Source organism: Amycolatopsis xylanica (assembly GCF_900107045.1).
GTDB classification, from domain to species: Bacteria; Actinomycetota; Actinomycetes; order Mycobacteriales; family Pseudonocardiaceae; genus Amycolatopsis; species Amycolatopsis xylanica.
Genome location: NZ_FNON01000001.1, coordinates 933,664 through 952,536, shown reverse-complemented (window position 1 = coordinate 952,536; position 18,873 = coordinate 933,664). Strand labels below are relative to the sequence as shown.

Below are 18,873 nucleotides of genomic sequence, written 5' to 3'. Positions count from 1 at the left end.
CGTTTTCGCCGGTCGTCGATGTGGAGCTCCTCCAGCGGCCCGGCGGCCGTTTCGTAGCCGGGACCGGGTAAAATAGGGCGTCGTGTGCTGTACGAGTGCGACCTTCGCCGTGTGGTCCTCAGCCTGGCTCAACGGAGCCGCCGCGTCCGACGATGTGCTGGACGCGCTGCTCGCGTGGGGCGAGGCGCACGACGTCGTCGCCGCCGACGCGGCGGCCGCCGAGGCCTTCGATCTCCCGCTCGCGTTCAACCGCGCCGCGACCCCGGTCCAGCTCCTGATGGCCCTGCGCTCCCACGGCGCGAAGAGCCTCCGCCTCGTCCTCCCTGCCCCCGGTGACGTCCGCGGCCTCGGCGCGGGCGGCCCGTTCGCCGAAGCGGCCCTGCGCGCGGGCGAGGCCGTGGTCATCAGCGAACTCGCGTTCGGCATCGTCCCCGAGCCGGTCGCCGAGGGCCTGATGCGCTGGACGGTCTTCTCCCTGGCCGCGCCGGCGGCGCTGGAGTTCGTCGGGATGGGCGAGGCCGAGCACGGCCTGACGGACACGATCAGGGCGAGTGCGGGCGCCTTGCAGTCGCTCAACGTCGAGAGCAACCGGCCGGGGGTGCGAGCGGAGCTCTCCGCCCGGCTGCGCTCGGTCCCCCAGTGCGAATGGCCCGCCGGAACGCCGGGCCGGTCGCTGCGGGTGTTGCAGCGCGCGCAGGAGATCGACGCGATCTTGGCGATCGCCTCCATCGACGATCCCGGCGGCGCGCTTTCGGCGTCGGCCGCGGCCCAGCGGGCCCAGGCCTTGCGGCCGCTGTTCGACGCGGTCCGCACCGCCCGGACGGCCTCGGTGAACGAGGCCGTCCGGGTGTTCTCGGAGCAGCCCGACCGTTCTTCCTGACCCGGGGTCAGCCGAGTGCGTCGGCTTTGGCGTTGCGCTCGAACGCTGACCAGCCGGGGTCATGGGCCAGGCCGGTGCTCGCCTCGTCGCCGAAGAAGGCGCTCTTGGCGTTCGCGTCGCCCGCGAGGAAGTAGCGAAGCCAGGCCGTCGCCGCGCCGATGAGCCGGGTGCGGCCCGGCTCGGGTAGCAGGTGACCGGTGCCCTTGAGCTGGCCGTACACCGCGGGCACCTGGCTCGCGCCCTCGAACTTCGCCTTGACGGTGGCAGGCCAGACGACGACGTCGGACTGACCCGACACGAAGAACGCCGGGCTCTTGATGCGGCCCGCGACGGCCAGCGGACCCGGCATGATCGGGATGACCGTCTTGATCAACGGGTCGGCGGCGGCGTTGATGGCGCCCTGGCCACCCTGTGAGTGACCGGCGGCGCCGATCTTGCCCTCGTCGATCTTGCCGTGGAAGACACTGCCCGGCTTCTTGTTCTCGGACACCAGGAACCGGGCTCCCGCGAGCATCTCGCTGCCGGTGCCGGAGTTCGTCGTGTTGGCGGCCGAGACCACGAAGCCCCAGGAGGCCGCGTGCGTGAGGAACTGGTCGTACTGGCTCGGAGTGGCGCCGGTTCCGTTGCCCCACACCAGTACCGGGTGGACGGCGGTGTCCGAAGCGAGGTCGGACGGGTAGTAGAGCGTCTGGTCAGGGCCACCGGCGACCTTGGTGACCTGGTGTGGCCCGGCCTGCTCGTAGTCGCGGGGAGCGGAGGCCGAAGCCTGCCACGGCGCGAGCACCGCCGTCGCGGCGACCGTGGCGGCGACCAGCGCGGTCCTGCGGGAAAACGAACGCATGGGAACTCCTCGTCGTGATGGAACCGGGTAAAGCCTGGTGGGGCCTGGTGGGGCACCGCCCTGTCCGATGCCCCACCAGGCACGTCCGCCGCGGCGGACGTCTCAGAAGGTGATCGTGAACCCGTCGATCGAGCCGGTGTCGAACTTGAAGACGTCCTGCGCGCTCAGCTTCCAGGTGCCGTTGGCGTTCTCACCGGAGGCGTCGACCGCGTAGGTCTCGTGCACCCCCGTCGCCGCGCCCACGCCGCCCGAGTTCTTCAGGCGGTACGTCTTGCCGCTGGGCCCGACGAGGTCCAGCACCAGATCCGCGGTGTAGGTGTGCGAGATGTCGACCTTGACCGGCAGCGACGAGGAGGCCTTACCGTCACAGCCGTCCTGGGTCACCGCACTCGTCACCGCGGGCCCGGCGTCCGGAATGGACACCGGGGTGGTGTTCGACTTCGCGCCGCATTTCGGGCCGGGGCCGCCGTTCCCGATGAACGAGACGTTCAGCAGCTTGTTCGGCGAGCCGCTGCCCACGTTCTTGAGCACGCCGTCGGTCGCGTTGCCCACCAGCGCGTCCCGCACCTGCTGCGGTGAGGCGCCGGGGTTGGCGGCCAGGTAGAGCGCCGCCGCGCCGACCACGTGCGGGGTGGCCATCGACGTCCCGTTCATCACCGCCGTGCCGCCACTGCTGGGGCTCAGCGAGGTGATGTTGCTGCCAGGGGCGAAGATGTCCGTGCAGGGACCGAAGTTCGAGAACCCCGACCGGCTGTCGCTCTGGTCCATGGCGTTGACCGTGATCGCCTCCGGCACGCGCGCCGGGCTCGTGTTGCAGGCGTCGGTCGAGGCGTTGCCCGCCGCGACGCCGTACACGACGCCCGAGGCGATCGACTTCTTGAGCGCGTCGTCGCCGACGCCCGGCGCGTCCATGGTCAGGCTCATGTTCGCCACCGCGGGCTTCTTCGCGTTGGCGGTGACCCAGTCGACGGCGTCGATGATGCCGGAGTCCGGGCCGGTGTTGTCACAGCCGAGCACCTTCAGCCCGACGATCTTGGCCTTCTTCGCCACGCCGTAGGTCTTGCTGCCGATCGTGCCGGAGGTGTGGCTGCCGTGCCCGTGGCAGTCCTTCCCGTCACCGCCGAAGAAGTCCTTGCCGAGGCTCGCCCTGCCTTCGTACTCCGGGTTGCCCGGGTTGATCCCGGAGTCCAGGTCGTACGCGGTCACGCCTTCGCCGCTGTTGCCGTAGGTGTACTTCTTGTCCAGCGGCAACGCCTTCTGGTCGACGCGGTCCAGTCCCCAGGTCGGGTTGGCCTGAGTGTCGGCGCCGCGCGCGGTGCCGTCCTGGTAGACGGTCTTGACCGACGGGTCGGCCGCGAGCCGCCTGGCCTGCGCCTCGGTCATCTTCTTCACCGAGAAGCCGTTCAGCGCCGTGGTCCAGGTGGACCGGATCTCACCGCCGAAGCGCTGGGTCAGCGAGACCGACAACGCCTGCGCGCTGTACGCGTTGTCCTTGAGCACCACGATGTACTGGTCGCCGTAGTGCTGCTTCGCCTGCACCACCACGCCTTCGGGTTCGGCCGCGACGGCGGTGCCCGCGCCGAGTGCGAGCAACGGCGTCAACGCGCCCAGTGCCAGCAGCAGTTTTCCCTTTTCACGCATCATTTCCACCTCAGGGGATTCAGCGGACGGTGAGGGTGTAGACGGCGGTCGCGGACTTGCCGGACCCGTCGGTCGCGGTGACGGTGATCGGGTAGGTGCCCGCCTGGAACGCCGCGAAGATCTGCATGGTCGAGGTCCCGCCCGGGGAGATGGTCTGCGGGTTGAAGAACGGGGCGACAGGGAGCCCTTGGCCCGAGGCGGAGAGCTTGATCGAGCCGCTGCCGCCGGTCGCGGAAACGGTCGCGCTGGTCAGCATGCCCGGTGCGGCGGTTCCCGAACTCGGGGTGAGCGACAGCTTGAGGTCACCCGGCTCGCTGCCTCCCTTGCCGACGGTCAGCTTCAGCGTGGTGGTCGCGGTGTCGGTGTTCCCCTTGCCGGACACGGTGATCGTGTAGTCCCGCTCGGGTGTGCCCGACGCCGTCTCGATGGTCAGCTTGGCGGTGTCCCCGCTCTGGATCGACGACGGCTGGAAGGTCGCCTTCGCTCCTTCGGGCAGGCCGGACGCGGCCAGCGCGACGGTCTCGGCGCCGTTCTTGCCCGGCTTGCTGGTGATCGACGCCGACACGTACTTGCCCGCGTCGACCTTCACCGCGCCCGGCGACGCGGCGAGGGTGAACTTGTCGCCGCTCGGGACGTCGCCGATCTGCTGCTTGACCCAGTCGCCCATGTCGTTGTTCAGGCGGCTGTAGACGCTGTACCAGTGGAAGTCGCTGCGGCTCCACGAGGTGATGCCGACGACCGTGCCGTTGACGATGAACGGGCCGCCGCTGTCACCGGGCAGCACGGTCTTGCGGCCGTCGGAATAGCCGGCGCAGATCATCGTCTTGGGGTCGACGCCGTTCTCCACCCCGGTGCACTGGCTGGGGTTGACGATCGGCAGAGTCAGTTTCTGCAGCGTGACGTCGGCCGGGTTGTCGTCGTAGTTCTTCTTGCCGTAGCCGAGGCTGAAGCCGTCCTTGCCCGGCGCCTCCAGCCCGGTGTCCGCGGAGGTGGCGACCTTCGCGTACCCGCCGGCGGGCACCGGGATGTCGGCGTCGGTGGTGATGATCGCGACGTCGTAGCCGTACCAGGGCTGGCTGAAGTTCGGATGGGTCTTGTAGTCGACGACGTTGAGCTGCGTCCCGCCGGTGCTCTTGAGGTCGTCGAGTCCATAGAGGACGGTCTTGGTGCCCTGCAGTTCCTTGCAGTGCGCGGCGACCATCACCTTGCGCGGCGCCACCACCGAGCCGCTGCAGCTCTGGCCACGGGGCCGCGAACCGCCCTCGCGCAGCGCCGCGATGACGAACGGGTAGTCCTTCACCGAGGCGCTCACCCCGCCGATGCCCTGGGTCTGCACGTCCGAATGCAGCACGACGTCGCCGGTCGGCGCGATTCCCTCGGCGCCCGGCTGGGCCGCGCGCGCGACGGTGGGCACCGCCGCAGCCAGCGCCGCCGCGCAGAACGCGAGCAGGACAGGTATCCGTTTTCTCCGCACGATGATTCCCTTCCCAGACTTGGATTTCGGCGTTGAGCACGCGAGGACAACTGTGGGTTATCCATCCGGGAATAACAATAGAAATCAGTCTCGGCGGACTACGTAATTAAATCGGGAAGGTGTCGCGCGGAATCGGTAAGGGCTCTTACCTTTTCGTGGTGGACAGGTGCTCGCGCAGCAGTTCCTCACTCAGCACCGACCGCGACGGCAGGTCGAGTTTCTGCAGTGCCCGTCCGACGTGGACCTCCACGGTCCGCGCCGACAGGAACAGCTTGCCCGCGATCTCCCGGTTGGTGAGGTTGCGCGCGGCCAGGCGCACCACCTCGATCTCACGCGGGGACAGCGCCTGGCCGTATCCCCGGCGGCCTCGGCGCGGCGTGCCGGGATCGCAGCGCGCGAGTGAGCGGCGGCAGCGCTGGGCGTCCGCGACGGAGTTCAAGGTCCGGTAGGCCGACTCGGCGGCGCTCAGCGCCACCGACGCCCGCGCGTACTCGCCGAGCGTGGTGAGGCACTCGCCGGCGAGTTCTTCCGCACCGGCCGCGGCATGCGGTCTCGGGAGCGCTTGGTAAGCCTTGCCGGCGCTACAGAACAGTTCGGCGGCGCGAGCGAGGTCGTCCTTCGCCTGGGCCAGCAAGCCATCGCAAAGCAGATAAGCGGCGTGGGCGATCGGGGCATCGCGTCCCTCGATGCCCTCGTGGTATCGGCGGTCAGTTCCTCGGCGAGGCAGAGCTCGTCTTGGGCGAGCAGCACGCGCACCGCGTACGGCATCAGCTCGGCGGCCCAGATCCAGTTGTTCTTGCGGCGCACGGTTTCGACGCCGTCGTCCGCGAGGCGCCGCGCGGCGGCGAGGTCCTTCGCCGCGAGGTGGACGGCCACCCGCCCGGCGAAGGCCGACGCCTGCAGCGGCGCGCTCCCCGCCCCGATGGCGAACGCGGCGTCGAAATGACGCTGCGCCGCCGCGCGGTGCCCGCGGCCGAGATCGTGCCAGCCGAGCACCAGCAGCGGCTCGGCGGCGAGCGAACTGGCCTGGCCCACCCGCTCGATCAGGTGCCGTGCTTCGGTCTCGACCTCGCCGAGCAGGCCCATCGCGACGTCGACCCGCAGTTCCGTGCCGGTGGCCAGCGCCTCCAGGTAGGGCTGGTGCTCGTCGCGGATGAGCCGCCGCGCGGCTGCGAGGCAGGCGCGGGCCCTGGTGTAGTGGCCGTTCCACGCGGCGGCGTCGGCGACATTGACATAAGCGCGGCAGACCTGCCTGCGCACCTCGGCCTGCCGCGGCGACCTCGGCAGCCGGTCCACCTCCTGCCAGACGCCGGGATCGGCGAGCTGCATCCGCCCGGACAGCCGGTTCGCGGTCACCGCGGCGATCACCTCGACGTCACTGATCCCCGCGATCGCCGCCTCGGCCTTGCCGAGCCAGCGCAGATTCTCCTCGACGGGCACAGCGCCGGCGTGCGGCAGCGCCAGGCTCGCCAGTCCCCTGGCGAGCAGGGCACGCCGGTGCGCGAGGTCGGCGACCGCGAGTTCGATCTCCGACCGGCCCGCGTCGACCTGCACCGACTGGTTGATCAGCAGCCTGCCCAGGTTGAGCCGGATCTCGCCGCGTGCGGTCCTGGACAACGGCCAGTCGAGCACGGCGGCACGCAACAAGCCGACCGTTCCCTCGTCGGCCAGGCCGAACGCCAGCTCCCGGCTCAGCCGCACGGCGAACTCCTCCCTGGCCGCCCTCGGCAGGTCCGGATCGCGCAAGGCCGCCTCGAGCAGCAGCACGGCCTCGCCGGGCTGCCCTTTCCCGGTCGCGGCGTCGACCGCGACCGCGGTCCAGCGCGCGCCTTCCGCGAAGTCCCCGGCGGCCCGGTGCTGGCGGGCGACGGCCGTCGCGTCCGGCTCGGCCGCGGCGGCGAGCAGGTGCGCGGCGCGCAGGTGCAGCAGGCACCGGCGTGGCCCCGGGATCGAGGCGTAGACGGCGTCCGCGACGAGCGGGCTCCGCATCGCGTACCGGCCCGGCCCTTGCTCGATGAGCAGCCCGGCGTCCATGGACGCCAGCACCGCGTCGGCGGCGCAGGTCACCTGCGCGACTGCGGCGAGCGCCTCGCCGCTCGCCGGACCGCCGAGCACCGCGAGCGCTTCGACGACCGCCGCGCGCTCGGCGCCGAGGTCGGCGACCCGCGACGCGACCACCTCACGCCACGCGGTCTCGTCACCGCCAGCCAGCACCGCGCGGACCGCGTCCGCCACTCCCCCGGTCCGCTCGAGGACGGCGGCGGCGTCGGGGGCAGGGATCCTGGTGGCAGGCAACGGTTTCAGCACCACGCGCGCCGTCACGCCGTCACGCGGCACCCACCAGCGGCCCGGAGTCCGCGGGCGTGGCGCCGAACTGGCCACGACGGCGAGTCCCGGCGCGGGAGTGCTCGCCAGGTACCGGAGGAAGTCGTGCGTCTCTTCCTCCGCCTCGTGCACGTCGTCGAGCACGAGCACGGTCCGCTCGTGCAGGGTCAGCAGCGCACGCAGCGCGCGGAAAGTCTGATGGCGCCCTAAATCGCCGAGATCCGGCAACGCCAACTCGGGCAGCAACGGCCGGAGCGCACCCGCGAGCGGCGGCAGGCGGTCCGCCATGGCCGTCCACCGGTCGATCGCCGTGCTCACGGCCTCGATCACCGGACCCAGCGGCGCGGGACGGCTCAACCGCACGCACCGGGCCGGGAGCACCAGGCGGTCATCGGGCCGCACCTGGCCGAGCAAGGTGCTCCGGCCCGCACCCGGTTCGCCCTCGACCACCACGAACGCGCCGGGGCGGGCGATCCCCTGGAGCAATTCGGCCAGTTCAGGCTGCCTGAACGCGAAATCCGAAACAGACATGGCAAAACCATAAACAGCCTTTACCCCTCCGAAAGGAGGGAATGTCGGCCATTAAATAAGGGTACGCGATAATTACGCTTTGGCCGGGCGCTTGACGGGCTCGCAGCAGGCGATCGCGCAGGGCTCGCCGTTGAGCGTGCACCCGGCGGCCGGGAACCGCGAAAGCTTGCGCGCGGGCGCGTTTTCGACGTGCTCACGGACGAGTTCGACGACCAGTTCCGCGAACCGCGGATCGGTGTCGGGCGTGCCCGCGCGCGCGAAGGCCATGCCGTGTTCCTCGGCGCGCTCGGCCGCCTCGTTGTCGAGGTCCCAGATGACCTCGAGGTGATCGGAGACGAAACCGACCGGGCAGACGACGACGCCGGTGACGCCGTCGGCGTGCAGCGCGTCGATGTGGTCGACGATGTCCGGCTCCAGCCACGGCACCTGTGGCGGCCCGGAGCGCGACTGCCAGACGACGTCGTACTCGGCGACCCCGGCTTCGAGCGCGACCAGGCGGGCGGCCTCGTGGATCTGCTTCGAGTAGCGGTTGCCGCCTTCGGACGGCGGGCCCGCGTTGTTGTCAGCGCTCGTCGGGACGGAGTGGGCGGTGAACACCACGCGCGCGCCCGGCACCTTCACGAGCGCTTCTTTGACGGCGTCGGCGAACGCGGCGACGAAGAGCGGGTGATCGAAGAACTGGCGCAGCTTCACCAGATCGGGTGCGCCGGCACCCAGCGCTTCGCGGATGCGGACGATGTCCTCGTCGTACTGACGGCACGCGGAGTACCCGCCGTACGCGCTCGTCGGGAACACCAGCGCGCGGCGCACGCCCGCGGCGGCCATCTCGGCGAGGGTGTCTTCGGCCATCGGCTTCCAGTTCCGGTTGCCGAAGTAGACGGGCAGGTCGAGGCCCTCGCTCGCGAGCTTCGCCTCGACGGCGGCGATGGCGTCCCGGTTGAGCCGGTTGATCGGCGAAACCCCGCCGAAGTGCTGGTAGTGCTCCGAGACTTCGAGCAGCCGCTCGCGCGGCACACCCCGCCCGCGCGTCACGTTCTCCAGGAACGGCATGACCTCGTCGGGACCCTCGGGGCCGCCGAAGGACAGCCACAGCAGTGCGTCATAACCCACCCGGCCCATCTTGCCGTTGTGGCAGCGCCCACGCAGCGCCGGGGTCACCCAGCCGCCGGGGTGGCAAAAGCCCGAAAGTGGCTTTCGTCAGATGCGATCTGACGAAAGCCACTTTCGGGCTTCGGGCGGTTACTGGCCGGTGGCGTGCAGGCCGCCGTCGACCATGATCATCGAGCCGGTGGTCGCCGGGAACCAGTCGGACAGCATCGCGCAGACGGACTTGGCGGTCGGGATCGGGTCCGAGCTGTCCCAGCCCAGCGGCGCGCGGTCGCCCCAGCCCTCTTCGAGCTCGGCGAAGCCGGGGATGGACTTGGCGGCCATCGTCTTCATCGGGCCGGCGCTGACCAGGTTGACCCGGATGCCCTGCGGCCCGAGCTCACGCGCGAGGTAGCGGTTGACCGACTCCAGCGCCGCCTTCGCGACACCCATCCAGTTGTAGACCGGCCACGCGACGCGGGCGTCGAAGTCCATGCCGACGATCGACGAGCCCGGCGAGAGCAGGGGCAGCGTCGCGGCGGCGAGCGACTTGAACGAGAAGGCGGAGACGTCGACCGCGATCTTCACGTCGTCGGCGGGCGCGTCCATGAAGGGGGCGCCGAGGCAGGTCTGCGGGGCGAAGCCGATCGAGTGCAGGACGCCGTCGAGGCCGTCGACGTGCTCACGGACGCGGTCCGCCAGGGAGTCGAGGTGCTCCTGGTTGGTCACGTCCAGTTCGAGCACCGGCGCCTCTTCCGGCAGCCGCTTCGCGATGCGCTCGACGAGGGAAAGCCTGCCGAACCCGGTCAGCACGACCTTCGCGCCCTGTTCCTGGGCGATCTTCGCCGCGTGGAACGCCAGCGAGGCGTCCGTGATGATGCCGGTGATCAGCAGTCGCTTGCCTTCGAGCAGTCCAGCCACGTGGTTCTCCAAATCTCAAGTAGGGGGAAGGTTTTCAGTGGCCCATGCCGAGGCCGCCGTCGACGGGCAGCACGGCGCCGTTGATGTAGGCGGCTTCGTCGGAGGCCAGGAAGCGGATGGCGGCGGCGATCTCCGCCGGGTCGGCGTAGCGGCCCGCCGGGATGGTCTTGAGGATCTGCTCGCGCACAGTGTCGGGCAGCGCGTCGGTCATGTCGGTCTTGACGAAGCCGGGGGCGACCACGTTGGCGGTGATGTTGCGGGTGCCCAGCTCACGGGCGAGCGAGCGCGCGATGCCGACGAGACCGGCCTTGCTGGCCGCGTAGTTGACCTGGCCGGCCGAGCCCATCAGGCCGACGACCGACGAGACGAAGATGAACCGGCCGAACTTGCCGCGCAGCATGTTGCGCGAGGCGCGCTTGGCGACGCGGTAGGCGCCGGTGAGGTTGGCGTCGACGACCCGGGTGAACTGGTCCTCGCTCATCCGCATCAGCAGCGTGTCGTCGGTGATGCCGGCGTTGGACACCAGCACCTCGACCGGGCCCTGGTGGTCCTCGACGAGCTTGAACGCCTGGTCGATCTGCTCGCTGTCGGTGACGTCGGCCTGCACCCCGAAGAGCCCGTCCGGCGCGCCGGAACTGCGGTGCGTGACCGCCACCTTGTGCCCCTGCGCGGCGAGGTCCCGCGCGATCGCCAAGCCGATGCCGCGATTGCCACCGGTAACCAGAACGGACCGTCCCACAGAGACTCCTCCACCGCGTTTGCCGAAGCTGACGGCCTGAAGGTTATCGGCTCCCGGCCCGCCAGCCGAACGCGCGGGACCCCTACCTGCGGGTAAGGGATGTGTTCTTCGCGACCTTCCGGCGATCGTCCTAAGCGAATGTTAGGAAACCTCCAAAGCCGTTGCCGCGCCTTTGTCGAATGGCCACCGTGAGCGGGAACACAAGGAGGTCAGCGTTGACAACCAGGATCAACGAGGCGACGCCACCCGTCAGTGAACGGCGCGTCATCGGCAACGTGCTGCGGGGTTCGATCGGCAACCTGGTCGAGTGGTACGACTGGTACGCCTACGCCGCGTTCACCACATACTTCGCCAAGTCGTTCTTCCCGACGAAGGACACCACGGCCGCCTTCCTGGGCACCGCCGCCGTGTTCGCCGTCGGCTTCCTGATGCGCCCGCTGGGCGGCTGGATGCTCGGCCGGTTCGCCGACCGGTTCGGCAGGCGCACGGCGCTGGTGCTCAGCGTGACGCTGATGGCGTTCGGCTCGCTGATGATCGCGCTCACGCCGGGTTACCAGACGATCGGCATCGCGGCGCCGATCCTGCTGCTCGTCGCGCGGCTGATCCAGGGGCTGAGCGTCGGCGGCGAGTACTCCACCTCGGCGACCTATCTGTCCGAAGTGGCCACTCCGGGCAAGCGCGGCTTCTACTCCAGCTTCCAGTACGTGACTCTCTACGGCGGCCAGCTGCTGGCGCTGGGCCTGCAGCTGATCCTGCAGCAGATCCTCACCGAGAAGCAGCTGACCGACTGGGGCTGGCGGATCGCGTTCGTGGTCGGCGCGCTGGCCGCGATCCTCGTGATGTACCTGCGGCGCGGCATGGACGAGTCGGAGAGCTTCGAGGCCGAACGCGCCAAGGGCGGCGACACCAAGACCGGCGAGCACGGCACGCTGCGGGCGCTGTTCAAGTACCCGAAGGAGGTCGCGCTGGTCGTCGGGCTGACGCTCGGCGGCACGATCGCGTTCTACACCTTCGCCACCTACAGCCAGAAGTTCATGGAGAACACCGCGGGCATCCCGCGCAAGACGGTCACCTGGATCCTGTTCTCCGCGATCCTCGTCGCCGCCATCCTGCAGCCGATCGCGGGCAAGCTGTCCGACCGGATCGGCCGCCGCCCGCTGCTGATGTTCTTCGGCATCGCGGGCACGCTGCTGACCGTGCCGATCATGACGCTGATGGGCTCGACCAAGCAGCCGTTCGTAGCGTTCCTGCTCATGCTGGCCGGCCTGGTGATCGTCACCGGCTACACCTCGATCAACGCGATCGTGAAGGCCGAGCTGTTCCCGACGAAGATCCGCGCGATCGGCGTCGGCCTGCCGTACGCGCTGACCGTCGCCGTCTTCGGCGGCACGGCCGAGCTCATCGCGCAGGCGCTGAAGAAGGCAGGCCACGAATCGCTGTTCTTCTACTACGTCGCGGGCTGTGCGCTGATCTCACTGATCGTGTACGGCACAATGCGGGAGACTTCGAAGAGCTCGGAGCTGGAAAAGAAGTAAGGACATGCGCGTGCGGGTCCTGCTGGTCGAAGACGACGAGGGTGTCGCCGACGCGCTGGCCGACTCCCTGCAGGCGCGCGGGCACGCGGTGACCAGCGTGCGCCGGGGCAGCGACGCGCTGACCCGGCACCGCGACGCCGATCTGCTGCTGCTCGACCTCACGCTGCCCGACATCGACGGGCTCGAGGTGCTGCGCAAGGTCAGGCAGGTGTCGGCCGTCCCCGTCCTGGTGCTCACCGCGCGTGACGACGAACGCGACGTCGTGCGCGGGCTGCGCCTGGGCGCGGACGACTACCTCGCCAAGCCGATCCGGCTGGCCGAGCTGCTGGCCAGGATGGACGCGGTGGTCCGGCGCGCGGGCGCGAAGTCGGCGCCCGCGCCCGAGCTGGTGGTCTTCGGCGACGTCGAGATCGATCTCGGCGCGCGCCGGGTGGTGGTCGGCGGCGCCGAGATCGGGCTGACCACCAAGGAGTTCGAGGTGCTCGCCGTGCTCGCCGCCAGGCCGGGCACGGCGGTCAGCCGCCAGCAGCTGATGGACGAGGTGTGGGGCGACGCGTACCTCGCCGTCTCGCGCTCGCTCGACGTCCACCTCACCCAGCTGCGCGCCAAGCTCGACCGGCCGGGTCTGCTGGCGACGATCCGCGGTTTCGGTTACCGGCTGGGCGGCTGATGCGCACGCGGCTGCTGGTCGTGCTGGTGGCCATGGCGCTCGCCGTGGTCGCCGCCTTCGCGTTCCCGCTGCTGTCGAGTACGGCCGAACGGCGCACCCAGCAGCTGCTGATCGCGCGGGCGGCCGACGTCGACCGGTTCGTCGTGCTGGCCCAGCAGGCGGTCGACGCGGGTGACACGACCACGCTCGCCGCCGAGGCCGCGCGGTACGCGTCGCTCTACGGCGAGGCCGTGCTCGTGGTCGACGCCCGCAAGACCACGCTCGCCTCCGCCGGTGGGCTCGCGGCTGGCGACGTGCGTGAGCTGATCGACGCGACACTGCGCAACCAGCGCAGCCCGGCGCCGCCGATGATCGAGCCGTGGTCGGACGCGCCCGCGCTGTTCGCGCGGCCGGTCGGCACCGGGACGCGGGTCGCGGGCGTGGTGGTGCTGCGGGCTTCCGTGCTCGCCGCGGCGGCCGACGTGTCCGCGCAGTGGGGCTTGATCGCGGCCGGCGCGTTGCTGGCGGCGGCGGTGTTCGTGCTGCTCGCGGTGGTGCTCGCGCGCTGGATGGTGCGGCCGCTGCACGACCTCGAGGATGGTGTGCTGGCGGTGACCGCCGGGCACCATTCGCAGGTGCCCGCGCGGGCCGGGCCGCGTGAGCTGCGGTCGCTGGCGACCTCGTTCAACCTCATGTCCGACGCGGTGGTCGAGGCGTCGGAGCAGCAGCGCAGGCTGATCGCGGACGCGTCGCACCAGCTGCGCAACCCGATGGCCGCACTGCGGCTGCGGGTGGATTCGCTCGCCACCCGCGTCGACGAAGACGGTCAGCGCGCGTACCGGGCGGCCGTCGCCGAGGTCGAACGCCTTGAGTCCCTTTTGGACGGTCTGCTTGCCTTGGCGCTGGCGGAAAGCACGGCCACCCGGCTCGCAGGCGGGCACGATGACGAGCCGTGCGACCTCGCGACGGTCGTCGCCGAGCGCGTCGACGCCTGGCGTGCGTCGGCGGAGCAGGCCGGCGCTTCGATCCAGCCGCCGGAAGGCCACGACGAGCCGGTGCTGGTGCGCTGCCCGGAGGCGGAACTGGCGCAGGTGCTGGATGTCCTGCTCGACAACGCCGTCCACTACGCGGGGCCTGGCGCGCACATCGAAACCGATTGGGAGACCGACGGCGCCGTCGCGCGCCTGGTCGTGCGCGACGACGGGCCCGGTCTGTCCACAGAGGACCGGGCGAAGGCGACCGAACGGTTCTGGCGAGCCGGTGGCGACGGCGCGCCGCGTGGCACCGGGCTCGGCCTGTCGATCGCGCATCACTTGGTGATCGCGCGCGGCGGCGACCTCGAACTGCGGGCCGCGCAGCCGTCGGGACTCGCCGTGTGGATCACGCTGCCACTGGCCGAGGAGCGCGCATGAGGATCTCCAGGCGGACGGCGATGCTGGGCGGGCTGGCCATGCTGACCGGCTGTTCCACCGGCACCTACCGCGGTCCCGAGCGGTCGGTGACGATCGCGGCCGGTGAGAGCGGCGGCTTCTACCTGGCGTTCGCCGAGGTGCTCGCGGCCGAGCTGAGCCGCGCCGAGCCGAGACTCAAGTGCAAGGCCGTCGCGACCGAGGCCAGCGTCGCGAACGTCCAGCGGGTCCGCGACGGGCAGGCCGACCTCGGCCTGATGTCGACCGATGTGGCCCAGGCGTACGCCGGTCAAGCGCGGCTGCTCGCGCTCGGGCGGGTCTACGAGAACTACATCCAGCTCGTGGTCCGCGCCGACGACGACATCCGCACCCTCGCCGACCTCGCCGGGCGGACGGTCTCACTGGGCGCGGGCGGTTCCGGCGCGGCGTTCCTCGGCGAGCGTCTCCTGGCGAAGGCGGGCCTGAACGTCGACGTCCGCCATCTGCCGCTGACCGAGGCGATCGCCGCGCTGCGGGATCGCCGTATCTCGGCGCAGCTGTGGTCCGGCGGCATCCCGACCCCGGCATTGGCCGAGCTGCACCGGACCACGCCGATCCGGCTGATCCCGCTCGACGGCGTGCTCCCCGGGCTGCGCGCGGAGTTCGGCCCGGGCTACGACCAGGTGCGGGTGCCGGCGGGCGCGTATCAGGGCGTGGGTGAGCTGCCGACGATCGGCGTGGCGAACCTGCTGGTCAGTAGCCCGTCGCTGCCCGAGGACGTGGCCGCGGCGGTGGTCGGCGTGCTCGTCGGGCGGGCGGCGGACCTGGTGCCGGCGCAGGCCATCGGCACCCAGTTCCTGGACGTGCGGACGTTGATCGGCACCGGGACCGTGCCGCTGCATCCGGGCGCGGCCCTCACCTACCGGAAGCTGCACGGCTAAGTTGATCCCCGTGAGTGAACGAAAGGCCGTGGTGCGCACGCCGATGCGAGTGCGCTACCACGAGTGCGACGGCCAGGGCATCGTCTTCAACGCGAACTACCTCGTCTACGCGGACATCTGCGGGGTCGAGCTGGAGCGCGAGCTGTTCGGCTCGCACGACGCCTTCATCGCGCACGGCGTCGAGACGGTCGTGGCCGAGGCGAACGTCAAGTTCCGCGCGCCCGCCCGCTTCGACGACGAGCTCGTGGTGAGCGCCTACGTGACCCACCTGGGCACGACGTCGCTGGTCTTCGAGTACGAGATCACGCGCGGCGACGAGGTGCTCGCCGTCGCGGTGCTGCGGTACGTGTTCATCGACCCGGCCACGTTCACCAAGACCCCGCCGCCGGAAGCGGTGCGCAAGGCCTACGCGGACGTGCTCCGCTGATGTTCCGGATCCTGTTCTACCAGCCCGAAATCCCGCCCAACACCGGCAACGCGATCCGCCTCGCCGCCAACACCGGCAGCGAGCTGCACCTGGTCGAGCCGCTCGGCTTCAACTTCGAGGACAAGCAGCTCAAGCGCGCCGGGCTCGACTACCACGACCTCGCACGCGTGACCGTCCACAAGTCACTCGAGGACGCCTGGTCGGTGCTGCTGCCCGCTCCGGTGTACGCGTTCAGCGCCACCGCGACGCGGATGTACACCGACGTCGCGTACGAGCCGGGCGCCGTGCTGATGTTCGGGCCGGAGTCGGCCGGGCTGCCCGCCTCGGTGCAGCACTCGCCCGAGATCACCGAGCGCTTGAAGCTGCCGATGCTGTCGACCTCGCGCTCGCTGAACCTGGCGAACACGGCGGCGATCGCGGTCTACGAGGCCTGGCGCCAGCACGGCTTCACCCACTAGCGCCGGGGTCGCCCTGCGCCCGGTTCCGGGGTGGAAACAAGGGCCACCTTTGTCACGCTAGAGGTGACAAGGGGCGCCCTTGTCACCTCACTCACGACCCCCGGCGTCAGGGGATGGTTTCGCGGACGATGATCAGGGGGCGGCGGCCGGTGAGGGCCTCGTAAGCCGCGGCCATCTTGGCGAGGCGGGTGCCCGAGGTGGGGGTCAGCTTGGGGACCGTGAGCAGGGCCGTGTCGCGGGCCTTCGAGGCGCCGGGGGTCGGGGTGAGGAGGTCGCGCCAGAGCTGGTCGAGCTTGCCGTCGGAGATCTCGCCTTCGACCGTGAACTCGTGGACGCCGTGGTCGCTGACCCGGGTTTTGTCGCCCGCGTCGGACCGCATCCTCGGGGCGTCGCCGCCTCGGGTGACGTCTTCGCCGATCAGGCGCTCGTAGGCGTGGCCGAGTTCCGCGGCCTTCTTCCGATCGGCCGTCTCGAGCTCGGCGACGAGGGCGGTGTGCTCGGCCTGGAGGTCCGAGCGCACCTTGCCCTTGAACACGCGGACGCGCGCGTTCGGGTCGTGCGTGGTGTCGCCCGGCCGCTGGACCTTGTGGGCGGGCAGGTCGTCGAACTCGCCGAGGTTCGGTCTGCGGTTCTTCTCGCTGAACGGTTCGCCGCGGCGCTGTCGTGGTGCCTCGCCGGGTTCCGAGACCCACTTCTTGACGTTCTCGAGGTGCTCACGGGATGTCTTGAGGTCGGCCGCGCGGTTCTTGAGCTGCGCTTTGCCGGTTTCCAGCCTGTTCTTTGCCGTGACCAAGGCGTCGTCGGCGCGGTTGTAGGCTTTTTCCGCGCTGGCGAGCTCTGAGGCGGCCTTCTGGAGTTCGCCCCTGGCTTCTTTTCGGGCGCCGATGGCCGCTCGCTTCGATCCGGGCTTGGCTTCACCCACCGCGTTCGTCGCGGCCTCGGCGGTGGTGGCCGCTTTCCGCTGGTTCGTCTTGGCCTCCGACAGGCGGCGGGCGGCGGAGGTCAGCTCGGCCTCCTTCGTGGCCACGGCCGTGGTGGCGTTCTTGACCCGGATCCCCGCTGCGACGAGCTTGTCCTTGGCCACGTTCACGACGTTCTCTTGGGCTGCGACGCGGTCGATCGGCGCGGCCGCCTGGGGCGGGGTGGACGGCTGAGCCGGGGTGGGTGCGAGAGGCTCGGTCACGGGTTTCGGCGCGGCGGCCTGGGGCTCCGTCGCGGGTTTCGGCGCGGGTTCCGTGGCCCGCGTCCTGGCCGCGCGTTTCGGCGGCTCTTCGTGGGGAACGCCCACCGGCTCCGCCTCGGTGGCGACCCGCGTCTTCGGGGCCTCGTCGTGCGTGGCGACCCTGACCTTGGGCGCCTCCCCCTTGGTCGCCACGCGCACGCGCCGGGCAGGCTGCTTGGCCGCGCCCACCGACCCTGCCGAAACCGCCGCGATCGAAGCGTTGGTCGCCGCGTCCTGCCAGGTGCCGCCCGAGGCCAGTGTCACGCCGCCCGCGATGACCGGCGCCGCGCCGATCCCCAGGCTCTTCCCCAGCAGCGGACGGCCCTTCGCGATCTTCGCGCCTGCCGGGCCCAGCGGGGCCGTGACCACGCCGGTCGCGAAGCCCATGCCGCCCGCTTCGAGGACCTCGCCGCCCGATTTGCCCTGCAAGGCCGCGTCGGTCGCCTGGCCGACGGCGTTGGTGCTGCCTTCGACGGCCGCGCGGCGGACCACCTGCTGCCCGAACGACGTGCCCTCGCCGCCCACGCTGCCGAGGCCTTTCGCCGCGCCCGCGGTGAGGCCGGTGACGAAGCCTTCGCGGGCGCCGCGTTTGGTTTCGGCGGCGACCTCCTTCCCGGAGACCTTGCCGTGCACGATCTTCTGACCGGCCGCCGCCGAGCCGCCGCGCAGCACGCCGCCGAATCCGGCGCCGACCGCGCCGGTGCCGAGCGCGGTCGCCCCGGTGGCCAGTACTCCGGTCGCGCCCGTCGCCGCCACGCCGGTGGCGACCACCGGGGCCGCAAGGATGACCGCGGCGGTGATCGCGATGGCGAACGACACGTCCCGGACCACCTCCAGCTCGCTGACGAGCTTCTGGCCGCCTTTCTGGATCGCGTCCATGTAGGCGTTCCATTCGCGGACGTTGTCGCGGTAGTCGCGGTCGGCCATCGCGAGCAGCCGGGCGGCCTCGCGCAGGTTTCCTTCCGCCAGAACGCGTTCGCCGTCCTTGGCCGCGCGGATGGCGTGGCTCCACATGCCGATGTGCGGCGGCACGACGCCGGACCGGATGTCGACCGCGATGCCGATCAACGAGCCGGGGTGGCGCACGACGTCGCCGAGTGACTCGGCGGTCCCGTGCACGTCCTTCATGAACCACTCGTGGGTCGAGCGGCTGTTCTCGGCGTAATCCTTGGCCTTGCGCAATCCGCGCCTGACCCGGCTCTCCGCCTGCTTGCGCAGCTCGGCCAGCTCGGCCGCGGTGCCCTGCTGCTTCTTGCCGTTCTCGTCGACCCACTCATAGCGCTGCTCGGCGGCGGGTTTCGCGGCCGGTGTCTCGGGCAGCCGGGCGACCCCGACCGGCGCGCCGCCCGACACCGCGGCCGGTTTCCCCGCGACCACAGCCGAAGCCGCCCGGTCCGCGTCGGCTTCCAAGCCGGGACTTTGCGCCTGACCGGTCCCGCCCGCCCGTTGCTGGACGACGTGCGCGAGTTCGTGCGCGAGCGCGGCCGTGCCTTCCGGTGTCTCCGGCGCGTACTGGCCGGGCCCGAACACGACCGACTCGCCGAAGGTGAACGCCCGTGCGTGAACCGCCTTGGCCGCCGCTGCGTCCGTGTGCACCCGAACCTGGCCGAAGTCCGTGCCGAACCGTCGCTCCATAAAGGATCGGACCGCCGGGTCCAGTGCCCTGCCGGGCGAACCGAGCAGCGCCGCGACCGCCTGGTTTCCGGCGCCGCTTTGCCACTCCGCCAAGGCATCCGGGATCGGCGGGGCGCCGGCCGCGCGCGGGCTCGCCGCCCGGGGCCCGGCGTTCGCCCGGTCGTGCACAGGACCGTCCAC

Annotated in this window: 16 protein-coding genes; 7 read left to right on the top strand and 9 right to left on the bottom strand. The window is 70.9% G+C overall.

From position 1 onward, the window contains the following. The first annotated feature begins 82 nt into the window (after window positions 1-82). Entirely contained in the window at window positions 83-880 is a 798-nt protein-coding gene (locus tag BLV57_RS04145) for a hypothetical protein (RefSeq protein WP_091286724.1), read from the top strand. Between the two features lie 7 nt (window positions 881-887). Here the strand turns inward: BLV57_RS04145 and BLV57_RS04140 are convergent, their stop codons facing one another. The 8 genes from BLV57_RS04140 to BLV57_RS04110 form a co-directional block, all read right to left on the bottom strand. After that, window positions 888-1,721, bottom strand: coding sequence for a poly(ethylene terephthalate) hydrolase family protein (locus tag BLV57_RS04140; RefSeq protein WP_091286721.1), 834 nt, complete (start codon window positions 1,719-1,721; stop codon window positions 888-890). A gap of 102 nt (window positions 1,722-1,823) precedes the next feature. Further along, window positions 1,824-3,362: a S8 family serine peptidase gene (locus BLV57_RS04135; protein WP_091287873.1), complete on the bottom strand. Its 1,539-nt coding sequence runs from the start codon at window positions 3,360-3,362 to the stop codon at window positions 1,824-1,826. 19 nt (window positions 3,363-3,381) lie between these two features. Further along, window positions 3,382-4,839, bottom strand: a complete 1,458-nt coding sequence (locus BLV57_RS04130; protein ID WP_425425958.1) for a trypsin-like serine protease — start codon at window positions 4,837-4,839, stop codon at window positions 3,382-3,384. 142 nt (window positions 4,840-4,981) lie between these two features. Further along, window positions 4,982-5,311, bottom strand: a complete 330-nt coding sequence (locus tag BLV57_RS43835; protein ID WP_245757144.1) for a response regulator transcription factor — start codon at window positions 5,309-5,311, stop codon at window positions 4,982-4,984. Then, entirely contained in the window at window positions 5,302-7,692 is a 2,391-nt protein-coding gene (locus tag BLV57_RS04125; RefSeq protein WP_245757143.1) for an AAA family ATPase, read from the bottom strand. Before BLV57_RS04125 ends, BLV57_RS43835 begins: the two co-directional genes overlap by 10 nt. 72 nt (window positions 7,693-7,764) lie before the next feature. After that, window positions 7,765-8,802, bottom strand: coding sequence for a ferrochelatase (locus BLV57_RS04120; protein WP_091287872.1), 1,038 nt, complete (start codon window positions 8,800-8,802; stop codon window positions 7,765-7,767). Window positions 8,803-8,931: 129 nt separating this feature from the next. Beyond that, a complete protein-coding gene (gene fabI, locus BLV57_RS04115; RefSeq protein ID WP_091287871.1) occupies window positions 8,932-9,699 on the bottom strand; it encodes an enoyl-ACP reductase FabI in 768 nt (255 codons plus the stop codon). 34 nt (window positions 9,700-9,733) lie between these two features. Continuing rightward, the gene (locus BLV57_RS04110) at window positions 9,734-10,438 is read right to left on the bottom strand and encodes a beta-ketoacyl-ACP reductase (protein ID WP_091286716.1); all 705 of its coding nucleotides are present in this window, start codon (window positions 10,436-10,438) and stop codon (window positions 9,734-9,736) included. A gap of 215 nt (window positions 10,439-10,653) precedes the next feature. On the opposite strand from BLV57_RS04110, the gene BLV57_RS04105 reads away from it, so the two are divergent. Genes BLV57_RS04105 through BLV57_RS04080 form a run of 6 tightly spaced genes read left to right on the top strand, consistent with a single transcriptional unit; the run spans window position 10,654 to window position 15,836 of the window. After that, complete coding sequence (locus BLV57_RS04105) at window positions 10,654-11,973, top strand: MFS transporter (protein WP_091286713.1); 1,320 nt, start codon at window positions 10,654-10,656, stop codon at window positions 11,971-11,973. A 4-nt stretch (window positions 11,974-11,977) separates the two neighbouring features. Then, a complete protein-coding gene (locus BLV57_RS04100) occupies window positions 11,978-12,643 on the top strand; it encodes a response regulator transcription factor (RefSeq protein WP_091286710.1) in 666 nt (221 codons plus the stop codon). After that, complete coding sequence (locus tag BLV57_RS04095; protein WP_091286707.1) at window positions 12,643-14,034, top strand: sensor histidine kinase; 1,392 nt, start codon at window positions 12,643-12,645, stop codon at window positions 14,032-14,034. The genes BLV57_RS04100 and BLV57_RS04095 overlap by 1 nt, the downstream gene beginning before the upstream one ends. Next, window positions 14,031-14,951 carry a TAXI family TRAP transporter solute-binding subunit gene (locus BLV57_RS04090; RefSeq protein ID WP_091286705.1) on the top strand — a complete coding sequence of 307 codons (921 nt, stop codon included), beginning with the start codon at window positions 14,031-14,033 and terminating at the stop codon, window positions 14,949-14,951. The genes BLV57_RS04095 and BLV57_RS04090 overlap by 4 nt, the downstream gene beginning before the upstream one ends. Window positions 14,952-14,994: 43 nt before the next feature. Continuing rightward, window positions 14,995-15,378: an acyl-CoA thioesterase gene (locus BLV57_RS04085; RefSeq protein WP_091287870.1), complete on the top strand. Its 384-nt coding sequence runs from the start codon at window positions 14,995-14,997 to the stop codon at window positions 15,376-15,378. Then, on the top strand, window positions 15,378-15,836 hold the full coding sequence (locus BLV57_RS04080) for a tRNA (cytidine(34)-2'-O)-methyltransferase (protein ID WP_091286702.1): 459 nt from the start codon (window positions 15,378-15,380) through the stop codon (window positions 15,834-15,836). The genes BLV57_RS04085 and BLV57_RS04080 overlap by 1 nt, the downstream gene beginning before the upstream one ends. 106 nt (window positions 15,837-15,942) lie before the next feature. Here the strand turns inward: BLV57_RS04080 and BLV57_RS43605 are convergent, their stop codons facing one another. Then, window positions 15,943-18,873, bottom strand: a complete 2,931-nt coding sequence (locus BLV57_RS43605; protein WP_218134588.1) for an eCIS core domain-containing protein — start codon at window positions 18,871-18,873, stop codon at window positions 15,943-15,945.